Origin of the sequence: Bombilactobacillus bombi, assembly GCF_013607485.1 — a bacterium.
GTDB lineage: Bacteria > Bacillota > Bacilli > Lactobacillales > Lactobacillaceae > Bombilactobacillus > Bombilactobacillus bombi_A.
On record NZ_SCHP01000004.1, the window covers coordinates 1 to 16,050 of the forward strand.

Sequence of the window (16,050 nt, forward strand, 5' to 3'; positions counted from 1 at the left end):
TTGATCAAATCAGTAGTATTGGTACTAATTAATACTATACTTTTTGTAATTCTTGTTTGAAATTAATAATTAGTCTTATTGAATAATATAATATCCATAAAATCAAACCAATGAAGATAATATCCCCCAGCAAAAGAAGCATATTGACAGGGGACGTTAAGTTTAACAAACTAAACAACAGAAAAATAATACTGAACCCTAATTTACTCCAAAATTTTATCATGATTTGTTTTTTGGTCATGAGAAACACCTTCTTAATATAATTTATAGGCGATAAAAGCTAAAATAATGTAAAGACAATCTCAATAAAAGTAGCTAAAGACAGCGGTCCACAAATAGATAAATCAGCATGGGCTAACAACGCATGGGTCAGTAGGGGGACAAATAACAATGAAAAATAAAATTGTTGTTTCTTATAAAAATTACGATCAAAGGCAAGTTTTTTAAACATTGTTCACACCACCAATTAACAATAATTATTCTTTCAATATCTATAGCATAGTGCATTTTGTTGATGAAAGGTGCGAAGTTTTTTTAACGTTAATATTTGACCTTTTAACGTTAAGACTAGTTCTAGTTATTCGTTAATGACTAGAGAGCTGGAACTATAATAGTTTTGCACAATTTAAATATTCATATTTAAAATCATGATTCCGGTGGCTACTAAGTTCATTAACATGTGTAAGCCAATATTGTAACGAAGATCTCGGCAATTTACATAAGTCATAGCTAGTACAATTCCAATACTGGAATATAATAAAAATGCAGCGTCAAGTACTGGTTCATGGGCAAAACCGAACAACACTCCGGATATTACAGCGTAAAGAATAACATTTTTGCCATTTTTAAAATTAGGGAAAAAGTATTTAGCCAAAAAGCCTCGAAAAATTAACTCTTCATATAGTGGCGCAAGAATAACAGTTGATAGGGAAAATAAGGGGATATTAGCCTGAATTAATTTATCTAGTTCCTTTTGATTGGTAGGTTCTGGAATAAAATTAGTTAAATATTGAATTAAAGATATAATAATGACTGCAATAATTAAAACTTTTATTGTAGAAAACCTTGGCAAATTAAATTTTAAGTCTTGCTGGCTACGATATTTATTGATAAGCCACCATAAATATTTGCCCGATAAGAGACAACCAATAATAGCGAAGATAATAGTTGCCCAAATTTTAATTTGATGGGGAAAGTATAAACCAATAAATATTATTGATACAAAGCATTGATAGCCTATAAAATAACCAATCAAGTTTAAAATTTTACGTAGATTACTCATTATGAAATTCCTCCGAAAGTTGGTAAAAAGATGCCTAAAAAATTATTACAAACATGTATTTTCATTGCAATTATTAATGGTTAATGTGGTTTAAGCCGACAATAATTCCAATTAAAAACCCAATACAAAGTGCTACTGTCCAAATTATCCAGACACCGTATTTTTTCAAGTGGTTTTTAGTTGGTTCCATAACTCACGGTCTTCGGGTGTATAAAAATCTGATTTTTTCATGGTTTTACCCTCTTTTTATAATTAGACTTAGACAAACAAAAAATAAGATGCTGGCACTAAGATAAAAAATAACTTCTAAGAAATTAGAGACTGAATCAAGGTGTAAAAATTTCAATGCTAAAATGAGTGCCCAGAATAGTATTGACAAAATTTTGCCACCCCCTTAGCGATCTTGATTTTGATTATAACAAGTATTTTTAGCAAAAGAGCTGTTAAAATTTTAACGTTAATATTTGACTGATAAACGTTAATAAAGATTGAGCTTATCTGATAATTATTTGTTAAATAAAGCCTTGTTGACAATCAATCTGGGGGGGTATAATTACATTAACATTTTTTAATATATATAATTTTGTTGGAGGTGGTTGTATGAAAAAGTGGTTTGCTATTTTTATAATTATGATTAATATTATTGGCTTTGGATATGTAATTTCTCCATCTTATGGTACTAACAAAGTAGGGGATGCATTTTATTTAATAGTAATTGTTATTAATGTAGTATGGGCTTTTTCATCACTGCACTCCCTAAAAAAACAATCCTGATAAAGTCGTTTAGATAATAAAAATCCATTCAGATTGCAACCTGGATGGATTTTTTAAATCTTTTTAAATTTGCTTAATGTTTATCATCTAAACCAATATTATAATCGTCATCTTTCATAGCCGAAACTTTACCCAATAAATAGCCATTACCAACTTGAGAGAAGAAGTCATGGTTATTGGTGCCGGTTGAAAGGCCATTCATGACAATAGGATTGACATTTTCGGCATTACCGTCAGCGAATAAAGGATTCTGGCCTAAATTCATGAGGGCTTTATTGGCATTATAACGTAAGAAGTTATTAACATCGTCAGTCCAGCCAATTTCATCATATAGCTGGGAAGTATACTTTTCCTCATTATCATAAAGACTATATAACAGATCATACATCCAATCTTGTAATTTTTGTTGTTCATCTTTGGTCAGTTCATTAAAGCCTAACTGGAATTTATAGCCAATATAAGTTCCGTGAACGGACTCATCACGAATAATCAGTTTAATAATTTCGGCAACGTTAGTTAACTTATTATTTCCCAGGTAATATAGAGGTGTATAAAAGCCAGAATAGAATAAGAAAGTTTCTAAGAAAACAGAAGCAACTTTCTTTTCTAAAGGTTGGCCATTTTGATAGATTTCATTGATGACTTCGGCTTTATGCTGCAGATATTTATTATGATTGGTCCAATCGAAGATTTCTTCAATTTCTTCGGTGGTATTCAAGGTGCTAAAGATGGAAGAATAGCTTTTGGCATGAACAGATTCCATGAATTGAATGTTATTAAAAACGGCCATTTCTTCTTGAGTACGGGTATCCTGACGCAATTGATCAATTCCATCTTGGGATTGTAAGGTATCTAACAAGGTTAACCCACCAAAAACGTGTCCTACTAGCGTATGTTCAACGTCTGATAATGTCCGCCAATCGTCACGATCATTGGATAAGGGGATACGGGTATCTAACCAAAATTGTTCGGTTAATTTTTCCCAAGTGGCTTTGTCAATTTGATCTTCAATTTCATTCCAATTAATTGCTTTGTAATATGTTTCAACCATTTTGTACTCCTTTATATTGTACAACTCTCACATTCATTGACGCCAATTTCGCCACTATCATCAGTAAAGGTGCGTACATAATATAATGACTTGATACCCTTATAATAGGCATAATTGCGTAGAATCGTCAAATCACGAGTGGTTTGTTTACCTTCCTCGTCGGGAGTTTTCCATTCATATAAGCCTGCTGGAATAGAAGAACGGACAAATAAGGTCAAGCTCATTCCTTGATCGACATGGCGCTGTGCTGCCGCATAGGTATTAATTACTTGGCGCATATCAGTATCATAAGCTGATTTATAATAAGGAATAGTTTCATTGCTTAAATGAGGAGCTGGGTAATAGAGTTTACCATTTTTCTTTTCTTGGCGTTCTTCAACTAGCCAAGTAATTGGTTGCAAGCTGGCACTAGTATCATCAATATAAGAAATTGAGCCTGTCGGAGCGACGGCAAGACGATAAGCATTATATAAGCCATCTTTTTGAACTTTTTCTTGTAATTTTTGCCAATCCTCAGGTCCAGGAATAAAGATATCTTTAAATAATTGTTGAACCTGCGGGTTTTGCGGGCGAAAGTCATGATGCCGATACTGAAAGAAATAACTGCCATCTGCATATTTAGATTTGTCAAAATTGGCAAAAGTTGTCTGACGTTCACGGGCTAATTGATTACTTTCTACCAGAGTCCAATAATTGAGAAGCATGAAGTAAACACTAGTAAATTCCAAAGCTGCCTCACAGCCATATTCAATTTGGTTCATGGCTAAGTAAGTATGCAGCCCCATTGCTCCTAATCCAATAGCATGGCTTAGTTGATTACCTTTTTTAATTGTTGGTACAGCCTCAATGTTAGAGTGGTCCGAAACATAGGTCAAAGCCCGTGTCATTGCCCGTACCGAGCGGCCAAAGTCGGGACTGTGCATGAGATTAGCAATATTGGTGGAACCTAAATTACAGCTTACATCAGTACCCATAGTGACATATTCTTGCCGATCATTGATTTCGGATGGCAGTTGCACTTGCTGAATTTCGGAGCACAGATTACTCATAATGATTTTGCCAGCAATCGGGTTGGCTCGATTAGCGGTGTCAATATTTAGAATATAAGGATAGCCTGACTCTTGTTGCAATTTACTGATTTCTAATTCTAGATCGCGCGCTTTAATCTTATATTTGGTGATTTGAGGATTGGCTACCATTTGTTCGTATTCCTTAGTGATATCCACATAAGAAAATGGCATCTTGTAAATGCGTTCAACATCATAAGGACTGAATAGATACATATCAGCATTATTTTTAACTAATTCATAAAACTTATCGGGAACAATAACTCCCAAGGAAAGAGTTTTGACGCGGATTTTTTCATCGGCATTTTCTTTTTTGGCAGAAAGAAAATCTATAATGTCAGGATGAAAGACATTCAGATATACTGCACCCGCACCTTGGCGCTGGCCTAGTTGATTACTATAACTAAAACTATCTTCTAGTAATTTCATGACGGGTAAAACACCACTGGAAGCGCCTTTAATGCCCTTAATAGGAGAACCAGCTTCTCGTAAATTGGAAAGGGTTAAACCTACACCGCCACCAATTCGAGATAACTGTAAAGCACTGTTGATGGCTCTGCCGATGGAATTCATGTCATCAGTGATTTGGATTAAAAAGCAGGAAACAAATTCTCCGCGCCGTTTTTTACCGGCATTTAAAAATGAGGGTGTCGCCGGCTGATAACGTTGGTGGATCATTTCGTCAGCAAGTTGTTGAGCTAAATCTTGATCGCCGCCTGCGAAGTAAAGTGCATTAAATAAGACCCGTAATTCATAATTTTCTAAATAATAGCTGCCATCACTAGTCTTCATGGCATATTGATTATAGAATTTATAAGCAGCCATAAAGGATTTAAAACGAAAATTTTGCGCTTTTAAATAGTCATAAAGTTTTTGGATAAAGGGAAAAGGATACTGTTCTAAGAAATCGGCTTCTAAATAGTCAGTTTCGATCAAGTGATGTAAGTGGTCTTGCAGATTAGCAGCGATTTTAGTATTTGGCTGTACATTTTCCTTAAAAAAAGCTGCCAAAGCAGCTTGATCACGGTCTAAAGGAATACGTCCATCGACGGGAATATTTAATTCGTTATTTAATTTAAAGTATGTGACTTTGGATATGTCGAGATTGTTTAGACTCAAGTTCTTCCACTACTTTCTGGAAATTTTTAACATCATTGGCAGTACCATTAAATTCAAAATCAAAAATTACTGGTACTTGCAAACCTTGGGCGATATCTTTGGCGGTATGAATATATAGTTCGTTAAAATTACGATTGCCGCCACCAGCTACACCTACTAGGTTATGAGCATTAGATTTGTAACTCAAAAAATCAATCACTGCATCCATCATATCATCATCATAGGCGGGAACTACTAAGACATAAGGAGCGCCCATTTCATAATCAGGATCCGCGTCATTAATTTCATAAGCTTGAAGACCAGTCTTTTCGATAAAACGCCGAGTTTGTCCGGTGATTGAATAAAAAGCAATTTTCATTTTAATGGACCAGCTTCTTTAGTGCATCAGGACGAAAGCCAACAATTGGATTATTGTCAGCTGCCATCACTACAGGCACACTTTGAAATCCTTGCTGCTTGAGATATTGGAGATATTGTGGTTGTGTATTAATGTTATGTTCTTCAAAGTTAACGTCATGTTCATTTAAAAATCTCTTTGTCATTTTGCATTGGATACAGCCATTTTTAGTAAAAACGGTAATTGATTGTTTCATAATTAATGCCCCCTTGTTAAACTGTAGTTAATTATAGCTGGTCAAATTGATAAATACAATATATTGTGCCAAGTAAAAAAGCGAGCACACTATCATGTGGTTGCTGGAACCTTGCGAGGAGCGGGTTTGAGGAATATAAATTTTTATTGGGGAATTTTCGTGGCTAAGCACCCCCTAAATGAGCTATAATTAAAGCACTAGGGAAGTTATTTTAAGATTTGGAGAGTATGGATTAATGCATTTAAATTGGAATATTCTGGGTTTGGCAGTTTGGTTGCTGATTATTGTGGCGATTGTACTAGTTATTATTAATGTTCGAAGCCGGCATTTAAAAATGATTGTAGTTCAAAAAAAACATCGTTCTTTATCAAACAGCTTGTTAGATGTGTTAGAGATAGGAGCAATCTTGTTGGCTATCGGCGGGATGTTTTATTTAACATTCTTTAATAAAGTCAGCATTAAAGATACCAACCGGATTTATCTTTCCTATGAGGTTAAACCCTTGGTAATGCAAACTAAAGCGGCCCAGGGGTTTTATGTGCAGGCTAAACAAGCTCAAAGCAAAAATGTCATTCAATATTATACTTATTGGGTGAACGGAGCTAAGATTAAAGTTCCAGGTAATAATGCCTCAATCTCTGACGGTCATCAGCCCATCAGTTTAAATGCCAAAAATTATCCTTGGCCAAACGCAGAAAAATATGATAAAAAATATCAATATGCTTATGTAATGACTATGGTGGCGCGTTATAAGAATAATGCTATTAATGGTTTATGTTTACATGCTGGCGCAGTGGCCACTGATTATTATTTAATTAGAGTTCCTTCTAGTACCTTTGTAGATATTAGTAAATAACCAGATGAAATAAGTCAGGGGTTAGGATAAAATTTATCCTAACCCCTGTTTTTAATTATTATAATTAAAATTTTATTTAGCTTTTTTTAATGATTGGGCATTAACAACGATTTTATTGTTTAATTCGGCAACATTGTCAGCATCTTTAGGATCATAACTATCAATTGTTAAAAGTGCAGAATTGCTGTATATTTTTTCGACGGTACCAGTAAAGGGATGTTCCATATCTTCTTGGACTTTACCTTGTAGTTTATCGCCGACATTAATTGCAGAAATCTTCATGAATTTAGCCCTCCTTTAAATAAACTTCTATTATAATAGAATATAATTATTAATTTGACAATTACTTAGGAGCTTTTTTATGAAAAAAATTATCGTTTTAACTGGAGCCAGTGGCGTCGGCAAGACGACTGTTAGTCATTATTTACAACAGCATTACGGAATTACTCCGATTATTACGCATACAACACGTCCTAAGCGTCTTGGGGAACAGGATGGGGTAGATTATTATTTTGAAACGCCAGCTAGTTTTGCCAATAACGAGTATTTAGAGCAAGTTAATTATGCACATTATCGTTATGGATCTTCAGTCGTTGGACTTTTACGTGCATGGCAACAGAGCGATTGGGTGAGCATTGTTTTGGATGGGGCAGGGGCATTAAGCTATCAGCAACATTATCCTCAAAATACAGTGATAATCTTTTTGACGGTAGATTCAAAAGAGCTTTATGAACGGCTGCAGCGTCGCAATGACGACAGTCAAGCCTTAAAAAAACGCCTTACTAGCCCAGAATTTCAGCGTGATTTACATCTACCCTCAACTTTAAAAGCCACTGCTCACGTTATTGACAATAGCAATTGGCTACAGACTCAAAAGCAATTAGATCTACTAATTAAACAGCTGAAAACCGCTGAACATCGAACTCAAAAGCGGCGTTGACATATTTGGACAAGTATTTGTAATGCTTTATTTGTTTGTTTGTAACATTTCTGCAATATAAGTAGTGTATTGTTCTCATTGTTGAGTTGTTCAAAAGAGATTGAACAGCATTAAAATTTAAAAATAATTCAATTTAAAACAATCGTTACTACTGATATTGGAGGAAAATATTTTTTATGATTTCTAAAAAACAAATTGCCAGTTTAGTTGCAGCTAGTGTTATCGGTCTTTCATCCGTGGCTGTAGTTGATTATGTAAATGATGTTAATAACAATACACCGATAGTACAAGCCGCAACTGTTGGACAATCTGTAGTGGTTAATTCTAATGGTCAAGAAATTGGTTTACGTGTAAGTCCTTCTGATAATGCCGCTTTAACTGGTCAAAATGTTGCTGATAAAACTAGCTGGGCGGTTGTTGGCACGGCTACTGATGCTCAAGGTCAAGTTTGGTATAATTTAGCTGCTAACGCTTGGATTAAGAGTAGTAATATCTTAGGCGCTAATGATACTAGTGCACAAGCTCAAAAATTGATCGATACCGCTAAGGCTCAATTAGGCAAGCCTTATGCTTGGGGTGCAAAGGGTCCTAGTGCATTTGATTGCTCTGGCTTAATGCATTATGTTTATCAACAAGCTTTAGGTAAAGAAATTGGTGGCTATACAGTTGCTCAAGAAGCTGCTGGCGATAGCGTTGATATTAAAGATTTAAAACCAGGTGATTTAGTATTTTGGGGTTCTCATGGTGCAACTTATCATGTAGCTTTATATGCGGGCAATAACCAATATATCGATGCTCCGCAACCTGGACAAAATGTCAGTGTTCATACTATCTCTAGTTACTTCATGCCATCATTTGGAACACGGGTATTAAAATAATTAAAGATTAATAATTGTAACAGCACTGGATAAGTCAGGTAGCTGTTTTTTTTATTGTTAAATATTAAAATATCATGTAAAAATAATTAATGTTTTCCTTGCTTTTTTTAAAATATGATGTATTATATATTTATTGGGTTAATGATTCGGTTAAAATTTTCTGTTCTTATATGAATGATTATTTTCTAGCTCGACTTTAATGCAAAATTATATTGCGCACGGCGCAGGAGGTTTCATTCATATGGAACAAGGTACAGTTAAATGGTTTAATAGTGACAAAGGTTATGGTTTTATTACTCGCGATAATGGTGACGATCTTTTCGTTCATTTCTCTGCTATTCAAAGTGATGGCTACAAGAGTTTAGACGATGGCCAACATGTTACTTTCGATGTTGAAGAAAGTGATCGTGGACCACAAGCAGTTAATGTTGTTGCTGCTTAATTATTGAGTTATATTTAATGCTTAACATGATTAAGCGAATAGAATTATTCAATTATAATAAACTAACAAATCGAAGCAATTATGCTTCGATTTTTTTGTGGTTTTTTTAATGCACGTGTTTACAGTACTGAGTTTTTTATGCTATTATATCCAAGTTTAATTAAAAAGCTTGGAGATAGTTATGAAAAAATTACAGACTTTACCAATTCAAATTTTTGTTTTAGTGACTACGGGTTTTATTTTAGGTTGTAGTGAATTTGTAATTGTCGGTATTTTAAATGATATTGCACAAAATTTACATACATCAGTGGCTTCAGTAGGCTATTTGGTCACTATTTTCGCTTTAGTCTATGCTGTTAGCACACCGATTATTGCTACCATGATTGGCCAATACAATTTATATTATTCTATGGCTGCTTTGATGATTGTTTTTATTGGGGGTAATGTGTTAAGTGCTGTGGCCGTCAATTTCTCCTGGTTGGCTTTGTCGCGGGTTATCACCGCTTTGGTTTCGGGAGTAATTGTTTCTTTAGCCATGACTTTTGCTAATTATATTAGTAGCGTGGATAAGCGCCCACGAGTCATTGCCGGAATTTATTCTGGTTTTAGTATTGCTTCGGTTTTGGGAGTACCTATTGGGACTTGGATTAGTATACATTGGCGTTGGCAGGCTGCTTTCATGATAATTGCGGTCGTGAGTGTTTTGACTTTGGGGTTAATGTTATTGGCACTGCCTAATAATATTGTGCCTCCGCACAGCAAAATGAAGCAGCAGCTGCAAATTTTCACAGATCGGCGTATTTTAATTGGGATGTTATTGCCGTTATTTAACTTGGCTAGTATCTATCCTTTATACACGTATTTGCGGCCAATCTTATCTGGCCCTTTGAAATTTAGTGCGAACGCAATTACGATTATTTTATTTCTTTATGGAATTACCTCAATTATTAGCAATCAAGTGAGTGGATGGCTGGCTGAGCGGGATGGCTTAACATATATGCCCAAGATTTATGGAGCCTTATTAGTAGTGCTTTTATTATTGCCTGTGCTATTAAAATGGCGCTGGTTGAGTTTAGGTATAATTTTATTAATTGGGATTGCGATGTACCTAGTTAGTTCACCAATTGCAATTTTTTATTTGGATATTGCTAGTCAAGATTATCCGCAGTCCATCTTATTAGCTTCTTCTATTAACTCAATTTTTTCTAATTTTGGTATTGCAGTTGGCTCAGCTACGGGGAGTTTTTTAGTCGGTCATGTTGGATTATTAAGTGTCGGCCCGAGTGGGGCTTTATATGCAGTGATTGCGATTATAATAGTTATTTTGATAAATAACTTTAATAAGGCTACTAGATAATAATATAAAAAAACCACGACATAATTTGCCGTGGTTTTTTATAAATAATTGTATTTCAATGCCGATTTTATAGATTAAATTATTTAATTTCTTTTAAGCCTAAACGCCGGCGGCCGGTATTGAACCAAGGACTAACTGTGAAGGCCAAGATATCGTTGACTACATAGACACTAGAATTAATTGCCATACCTAAGCTAGCGTCCCCTTGTTTAAAGGTGATTGCCCACAAGATTAATTGTGCAATTCCAGAAGTTAGCCACCAGAAGTATTGATTGTTGTACCGCAAGAAGCAGACAATACCACCCGTTAAACTAATAGCAAAGGCCATCCCATCATAAATTGGACGCGGATCATTAGTTAAATGCCCAATCAGATAAGCACTTAGTGCCCACACAATTAAAGTGAAAACAATAGATATTAGCCATTCTTTAGCAGAGAATTTTTTGAGATGATTCTTAGTGTCGTCATTCCAAGTTCTAACACTGATGAGAATAGGAATATCTAAGGTCAAGACATAAGCCAATTGCTCAAACATCGATAAGTAATTCTTAGCTTCAAAGCCGACATAGATAAAACAAGCCGCGCTTAATAATCCCAGCCAGCCATTTACCGCTTTTGTGGCGTTAATGGCTAAGACACATAATACTCCTAAGGTTGTTCCAATAAAGGTGATAATTGCTACAGGTGTAATTGGATTATCAACTAAAGTCATAATCTGACAACCAAGTGAAAACCAGAACAAATAATAATTTTGTTGCGGCCAGCCTTTAAGTTGGTTGAACAACCATTTAAAATAATTCTCCTGTGTACCTTGCAAGATAAGTCCTCCTCATGTTTTTGTTTCTGACAATCTATTCTACTAGAAAATTTATAAAAAAAAAGTCTTTAAAATACTAGATATATGTGTTATGGGAATAATTACCACAATATATAGCAACTAATCCTCATTAACACTGAATGCCTTAAAGTGTAGTATGATAGTTAGATGTAAAAAGTGGAGGTGACAAGTTTGTGCGGTCGTTTTATGTTTGAGCCTCAAGCCAGCCCAGAAATACAGCGAATTTATGATTTGGCTTGCCAAAGTGGTGCCAAACCGGCCACAGGAGAAGTATTTCCAACAGATTTAACTGCCGTAGTTGTGAGTCAACAGCAAAATATTATTGTGACAACTATGCCGTGGGGGTTTCCTGGCTTTCAAACTAATCAGAATATTATTAATGCTCGTGCAGAAACTTTAGAACAAAAGCGTCTTTTTGCACGTCCTTTTCAAACTCAACGTGCTGTATATCCAACTACTGGATTTTTTGAATGGAATCAAGTTAAAGAAAAATATTGGTTTAATTATACGCCAACGCCGCAGCCTTTATATATTGCGGGTTTTTATGATTATTTTTCTCAGAAGAGACACGGAATTATTATTACTACTAAACCCAATGCTGCGGTTGCGCCTATTCATCAGCGTATGCCATTGCTATTATCTAAAAAGCAAATTTCTCCTTGGCTTAAAGATATCAAGTTTGCGCGTCAGTTATTAACACAAGAACAACCGCCACTAACTGCTACTTTAAAATCAAAACAAAATCAGGAGGGTTAATCATGGAAAATTCAACCTTGAATTTATTATTAAAAAGACGCACTATTCGCGCTTTTAAACCACAAACTTTAACAGCGGAACAATTACAAACCTTAATGGAAGTTGCCCGTCAAACCGCAACTTCAACTTTTTTACAGCAGTGTTCCATAATCCATATCACTGATCCGCAAATTCGTGCACAAATTCGCGCCGTCAGCAATCAAGCTTATGTGGGCGCTAATGGAGATTTATTCGTTTTTGTAATCGATTTGTACCGCAATCAGCAGATTCGTCAGCAAAAAGGTGTTGGTGATGGACGTTTACATGCTACGGATGTTTTTTTGCAGGCCATGGAAGATACAGTTTTGGCTGCGCAAAATGTTACCACTGCGGCTGAAAGTATGGGCTTAGGGTGTGTTTTCTTAGGTAGTATCCAAAATGATGTCCAAAAATTGATTGACGTGCTGCAGCTGCCGCAATTAACTTTCCCATTATTAGGTCTTCAAGTCGGCATTCCTGATCAACAGCCGCAATTAAAACCACGTTTGCCACTACAATTTAGAACTTTTGAAAATCATTATGATTACCATTATCAATTAGCTGATTTAGCTGATTATGATGAAGTAATTCATCAATACTATGATTTAAGAGATACTAATCAGCGCGTAGATACTTTCACTCACCAAATTACCACCAAGTTAAATACTAGTCTGGCTAAGCGAGATCAAATCCTGAATATTTTGCATCAGCAGGGATTATGTCTAGAATAATCTTAGTTTAAGCCGAATTGAAAATTTAAGTAAGTAACGGTACAATCAGGGTAATGATAAATGAGGAGGAAGAAGATCAATGCATTGGTTATGGGTTTTGATTGTTGGTGCTCTTATTGGGGCAATTGCCGGTGCCTTAACTAAAAGAGGTATGGGCTGGGTTGGAAATATTGTTTCGGGCTTGGTAGGTTCAACAATTGGACAAGCCCTTTTAGGTCATTGGGGACCACATCTAGCAGGGATGGCCTTAATTCCTTCAATTATCGGAGCTGTGATTGTTATTATGGTAGCGGGTTATTTTGCTCAACGGGCACAATAATAAGCTTGGTAAGCATAAAAATTAGTTTTCCACACTACCAATTCTGTAATTAGAGACTGAGCCTAAAACTTAGTCTCTTATTTTTAATTGTCCAAACAGATACGCAAAACGGTGTCTGATAATGAAGGAGAAAAATTATGGCAAAAAGAAAAGCAAGTAACAAAACAAGTAGTTCTTATTGGGTGTGGTTAATATTATTGGTAGCTTTATCCTTACTTGGTGGCGGAAAAATTGGAGGAGTAAACCGGCTGCTGCATAATCCTTCCCAAATATCTCCTAGTTCTTTATTACAAAATAATCAAGTTAAGCTTAATAGCAGCGATAATCAAGAGTTAATCAAACTACAGTTTGACCCGCATAAATATCCCCAAAATTATGCCATTATCAACAATAATCAACCAGAATTTTCCTCAGCAGCTAAAAAACGCCTGCAGATTATGCGTTCTGGCAATAATTTACAGGTGTATCTAAAGCAAAGCGAAGATCAACAAGATACTTTATATAATAATTTAGATTCATTAGGACGTACGCAAGCGGTAACTAGCTTTGTGCGTTATCGTGATGTTTTGAAGCATTCCGGCCGGGTCATGAAGCGGCCGCCATTTCCAGCAACTACGAGAATTTCTGGTGAATATGTTGATGGTACTTATGATGCCGATCAACAGCAATGGTATGGTCATCAATCTAATAATCGCATTGTAAACTTAAATAATTATCGGGGTTATTTGTATAATAAGAGTCACTTACTAGCGTGGTCACTAGGCGGTACGATGATGACTAATAATGTTGTCTTGGGCACAAGAGCACAAAATGTTGGGACTAATAGTCAAAGTAACCCCGGCGGAATGGCCTATTCCGAGACGCGTGTCCGCAACTTTTTAAAAACTCATCAGCAAGAAGTGATTTTTTATCAAGCAATACCGGTTTATTATGGTAATGAATTAGTGCCGCGGGGCGTTCACGTTTTAGCCCAAGCTGTTCATAATCCTCAAGCTTTACAAATTAATGTGTGGACCTTCAATACGCAAGCTGGAGTGAAGATTAATTATCAAACTGGGCAAGCTGCTCTTAATTAAGTAAATCACGTTGCAGATGATCGCGCAATGCCTGACGAATTGGTTCTAATTTGTCTGCATAATTGGGGGCAAAATTTTGGGGATGTTGGTCGTTGACAAAGCGGCCAGCATTTTTCATTCCCCAAAAATTAGCAGTATCATCGTCAAAGACTTTAAAGGCCTGCATGTATCGATCCCATAGGCTGTCATTTTGACCAAGGCCATCGCCAATATAACCTTGACCGCCTCCTAGATAACCGCAGTTCATAATAGTATAGAGGTATTTTCCTTGTAGCAATCCTTTTGGCCCTTCACTGGTAATCTTATAAGCAAAACCACTCGCAAAGACTTTTTCCATATAGCCTTTCACAATAGCTATTGGAGTGTCATGCCAATTAGGATAAGCAAAAATCAAAATATCAGCTTGCTGAACGTAATTTTGTTCAACAGCTAAGTGTTTAGGAATAGTGCCTAGACCATCTTTGATGTAATAAAACTCTTCTTTTCTTAAAACCGGGTCAAAGCCTATATCGTATAGGTCACGGAGGGTAACAACACAGTTATTTTCTTCAAGATATTTCATAGCCGTGTAAATCAAGTCATAAGTCAAACTATATTTGCGTGGTTCACCGGCTACGATTAAGACTTTAGTTTTATCGCCACTATTATTAAATCCTCGGGGCTTATAACGTTGTTGCAAATTTTTAGGAATAATGGTTGCAGAAGTTGGAATCTTGCGCTGTAAAATTTTGGCTGTTAAAGTGTTCATAATTATCACCTCTAATAATATAGTATAGAGCTTTTATTAACTTACTGATGAAATATTATTGAAAATTGTTTAAATCATCTTTATTCTACCTTAAATTATTTTTTAAACTAGATTGGAAGTTAATTATAAAAATAAATTAAATAAAAAAGGGCTAAAACCAAATTTGGTTTTAGCCCTTTTTTATTTAATCATTAGATGTTAACTTGTGAACATAATTTTTAGCTAACATTATTGTTCAACTATAGTATCATTTAGGCTTCAGCAACTGCTAGAGCTTGTTCACGATAATGGTCAATTTCATCTTCTGTACTATAAACAAAATGTCCCGGAACAATTTCATGTAAAGTGCGTGGTTGAGTACCTGATTGTTCAATAGAAGCATCGTAAGGTATTCGTTGACGCTTGCGTTCTAATTCCGGATCAGGTAAGGGAACGGCTGATAAGAGACTCTTAGTGTAAGGATGTAGAGGATGATTGTATACTTCCTCGGCTGTTCCTAATTCCATTAAGCGTCCTTGATGCATAACGGCAATACGATCACTAATATATTTGACCATTGATAAGTCATGCGCAATAAAAAGATAGGTAAGATTGTTTTTACGCTGAATGTCTTTCATCAGGTTGACAACTTGAGCCTGAATTGAAACATCCAAAGCGGAAATAGGTTCATCAGCAATAATAAATTTAGGATCAACTGCTAATGCCCGGGCTATTCCAATCCGTTGCCGCTGGCCGCCGGAAAACTCATGCGGATAACGGGTAGCATGATCGGGATTCAGTCCCACGATTTGTAATAATTCTTCCACGCGCGCATCACGTTCCTGGTCATTTTGGACAAGGCGATGGACATCTAATCCTTCAGCAATAATATCTTTAACCTTCATACGCGGATCCAAAGAAGCATAGGGATCTTGAAAGATCATCTGCATTTCACGCCGAAATTCCAGCATTTGCTTGCTATGATTTTTAATTTTACTAATATCTTGCCCATTAAAAAGAATTTTACCGCTAGTAGGATTATAAAGGCGGATAATACTGCGGCCGGTGGTGCTTTTGCCAGAGCCGGATTCACCCACTAGTCCAAAGGTTTCACCTTCATAAATATCAAAGCTGATATCATCAACGGCCTTCACTTCGTTAGGTTTGCCCGGGCTAAAATATTGCTTTAGGTGTTGAACTTGAACAATTTTTTTATTTTCTGTCAT

General features: G+C 35.7%; 20 protein-coding genes. 10 read left to right on the forward strand and 10 right to left on the reverse strand.

Annotated features, from left to right (window positions below):
- Nucleotides 1-280 precede the first annotated feature (280 nt).
- Nucleotides 281-451, reverse strand: coding sequence for a hypothetical protein (locus EQ827_RS01845; RefSeq protein WP_181189277.1), 171 nt, complete (start codon nt 449-451; stop codon nt 281-283).
- 174 nt (nt 452-625) lie between these two features.
- On the reverse strand, nt 626-1,282 hold the full coding sequence (locus EQ827_RS01850; RefSeq protein ID WP_181189278.1) for a CPBP family intramembrane glutamic endopeptidase: 657 nt from the start codon (nt 1,280-1,282) through the stop codon (nt 626-628).
- Between the two features lie 600 nt (nt 1,283-1,882).
- Between EQ827_RS01850 and EQ827_RS01855 the strand changes: the two genes are divergently transcribed.
- Nucleotides 1,883-2,056, forward strand: a complete 174-nt coding sequence (locus EQ827_RS01855; RefSeq protein WP_181189279.1) for a hypothetical protein — start codon at nt 1,883-1,885, stop codon at nt 2,054-2,056.
- A gap of 73 nt (nt 2,057-2,129) precedes the next feature.
- Here the strand turns inward: EQ827_RS01855 and nrdF are convergent, their stop codons facing one another.
- Genes nrdF through nrdH form a run of 4 tightly spaced genes read right to left on the reverse strand, consistent with a single transcriptional unit; the run spans nt 2,130 to nt 5,886 of the window.
- Nucleotides 2,130-3,107: a class 1b ribonucleoside-diphosphate reductase subunit beta gene (gene nrdF / locus EQ827_RS01860; protein ID WP_181189280.1), complete on the reverse strand. Its 978-nt coding sequence runs from the start codon at nt 3,105-3,107 to the stop codon at nt 2,130-2,132.
- An 11-nt stretch (nt 3,108-3,118) separates the two neighbouring features.
- Nucleotides 3,119-5,293, reverse strand: a complete 2,175-nt coding sequence (gene nrdE / locus EQ827_RS01865; protein WP_181189281.1) for a class 1b ribonucleoside-diphosphate reductase subunit alpha — start codon at nt 5,291-5,293, stop codon at nt 3,119-3,121.
- Nucleotides 5,250-5,651 carry a class Ib ribonucleoside-diphosphate reductase assembly flavoprotein NrdI gene (gene nrdI / locus EQ827_RS01870; protein WP_181189282.1) on the reverse strand — a complete coding sequence of 134 codons (402 nt, stop codon included), beginning with the start codon at nt 5,649-5,651 and terminating at the stop codon, nt 5,250-5,252. Before nrdI ends, nrdE begins: the two co-directional genes overlap by 44 nt.
- Nucleotide 5,652: 1 nt before the next feature.
- Nucleotides 5,653-5,886, reverse strand: coding sequence for a glutaredoxin-like protein NrdH (gene nrdH / locus EQ827_RS01875; RefSeq protein WP_181189283.1), 234 nt, complete (start codon nt 5,884-5,886; stop codon nt 5,653-5,655).
- Between the two features lie 235 nt (nt 5,887-6,121).
- Between nrdH and EQ827_RS01880 the strand changes: the two genes are divergently transcribed.
- Entirely contained in the window at nt 6,122-6,742 is a 621-nt protein-coding gene (locus EQ827_RS01880; protein ID WP_181189284.1) for an LVIS_2131 family protein, read from the forward strand.
- A 72-nt stretch (nt 6,743-6,814) separates the two neighbouring features.
- Here EQ827_RS01880 and EQ827_RS01885 read toward each other — a convergent pair whose 3' ends face one another.
- A complete protein-coding gene (locus EQ827_RS01885; RefSeq protein WP_181189285.1) occupies nt 6,815-7,024 on the reverse strand; it encodes a DUF2187 domain-containing protein in 210 nt (69 codons plus the stop codon).
- Nucleotides 7,025-7,103: 79 nt separating this feature from the next.
- Between EQ827_RS01885 and EQ827_RS01890 the strand changes: the two genes are divergently transcribed.
- The 4 genes from EQ827_RS01890 to EQ827_RS01905 all read left to right on the forward strand — a co-directional run bounded on the left by EQ827_RS01890 (nt 7,104) and on the right by EQ827_RS01905 (nt 10,359).
- Nucleotides 7,104-7,682: a guanylate kinase gene (locus EQ827_RS01890; protein ID WP_181189286.1), complete on the forward strand. Its 579-nt coding sequence runs from the start codon at nt 7,104-7,106 to the stop codon at nt 7,680-7,682.
- 176 nt (nt 7,683-7,858) lie between these two features.
- A complete protein-coding gene (locus tag EQ827_RS01895; protein ID WP_181189287.1) occupies nt 7,859-8,560 on the forward strand; it encodes a C40 family peptidase in 702 nt (233 codons plus the stop codon).
- A gap of 241 nt (nt 8,561-8,801) precedes the next feature.
- Nucleotides 8,802-9,002, forward strand: a complete 201-nt coding sequence (locus tag EQ827_RS01900; protein ID WP_181189288.1) for a cold-shock protein — start codon at nt 8,802-8,804, stop codon at nt 9,000-9,002.
- A 181-nt stretch (nt 9,003-9,183) separates the two neighbouring features.
- Nucleotides 9,184-10,359 carry an MFS transporter gene (locus tag EQ827_RS01905; protein ID WP_181189289.1) on the forward strand — a complete coding sequence of 392 codons (1,176 nt, stop codon included), beginning with the start codon at nt 9,184-9,186 and terminating at the stop codon, nt 10,357-10,359.
- Nucleotides 10,360-10,438: 79 nt separating this feature from the next.
- Here the strand turns inward: EQ827_RS01905 and pnuC are convergent, their stop codons facing one another.
- Nucleotides 10,439-11,176 (reverse strand): nicotinamide riboside transporter PnuC, encoded by a 738-nt coding sequence (pnuC, locus tag EQ827_RS01910; RefSeq protein WP_219912612.1) that lies wholly within the window; start codon nt 11,174-11,176, stop codon nt 10,439-10,441.
- A 192-nt stretch (nt 11,177-11,368) separates the two neighbouring features.
- Here pnuC and EQ827_RS01915 point away from each other — a divergent pair, with 192 nt between their 5' ends.
- From EQ827_RS01915 to EQ827_RS01930, 4 genes are all read left to right on the forward strand, one after another.
- Nucleotides 11,369-11,953: an SOS response-associated peptidase gene (locus EQ827_RS01915; protein ID WP_258231773.1), complete on the forward strand. Its 585-nt coding sequence runs from the start codon at nt 11,369-11,371 to the stop codon at nt 11,951-11,953.
- Nucleotides 11,954-11,955: 2 nt separating this feature from the next.
- Nucleotides 11,956-12,702, forward strand: coding sequence for an NADPH-dependent oxidoreductase (locus EQ827_RS01920; RefSeq protein ID WP_181189290.1), 747 nt, complete (start codon nt 11,956-11,958; stop codon nt 12,700-12,702).
- Between the two features lie 79 nt (nt 12,703-12,781).
- Entirely contained in the window at nt 12,782-13,021 is a 240-nt protein-coding gene (locus tag EQ827_RS01925) for a GlsB/YeaQ/YmgE family stress response membrane protein (RefSeq protein WP_181189291.1), read from the forward strand.
- 137 nt (nt 13,022-13,158) lie between these two features.
- Nucleotides 13,159-14,097 carry a DNA/RNA non-specific endonuclease gene (locus EQ827_RS01930; RefSeq protein ID WP_181189292.1) on the forward strand — a complete coding sequence of 313 codons (939 nt, stop codon included), beginning with the start codon at nt 13,159-13,161 and terminating at the stop codon, nt 14,095-14,097.
- Here EQ827_RS01930 and EQ827_RS01935 read toward each other — a convergent pair.
- Nucleotides 14,090-14,845: an NAD(P)H-dependent oxidoreductase gene (locus EQ827_RS01935; RefSeq protein ID WP_181189293.1), complete on the reverse strand. Its 756-nt coding sequence runs from the start codon at nt 14,843-14,845 to the stop codon at nt 14,090-14,092. The genes EQ827_RS01930 and EQ827_RS01935 overlap by 8 nt on opposite strands.
- Before the next feature lie 251 nt (nt 14,846-15,096).
- The gene (locus tag EQ827_RS01940) at nt 15,097-16,050 is read right to left on the reverse strand and encodes an ABC transporter ATP-binding protein (protein WP_181189294.1); all 954 of its coding nucleotides are present in this window, start codon (nt 16,048-16,050) and stop codon (nt 15,097-15,099) included.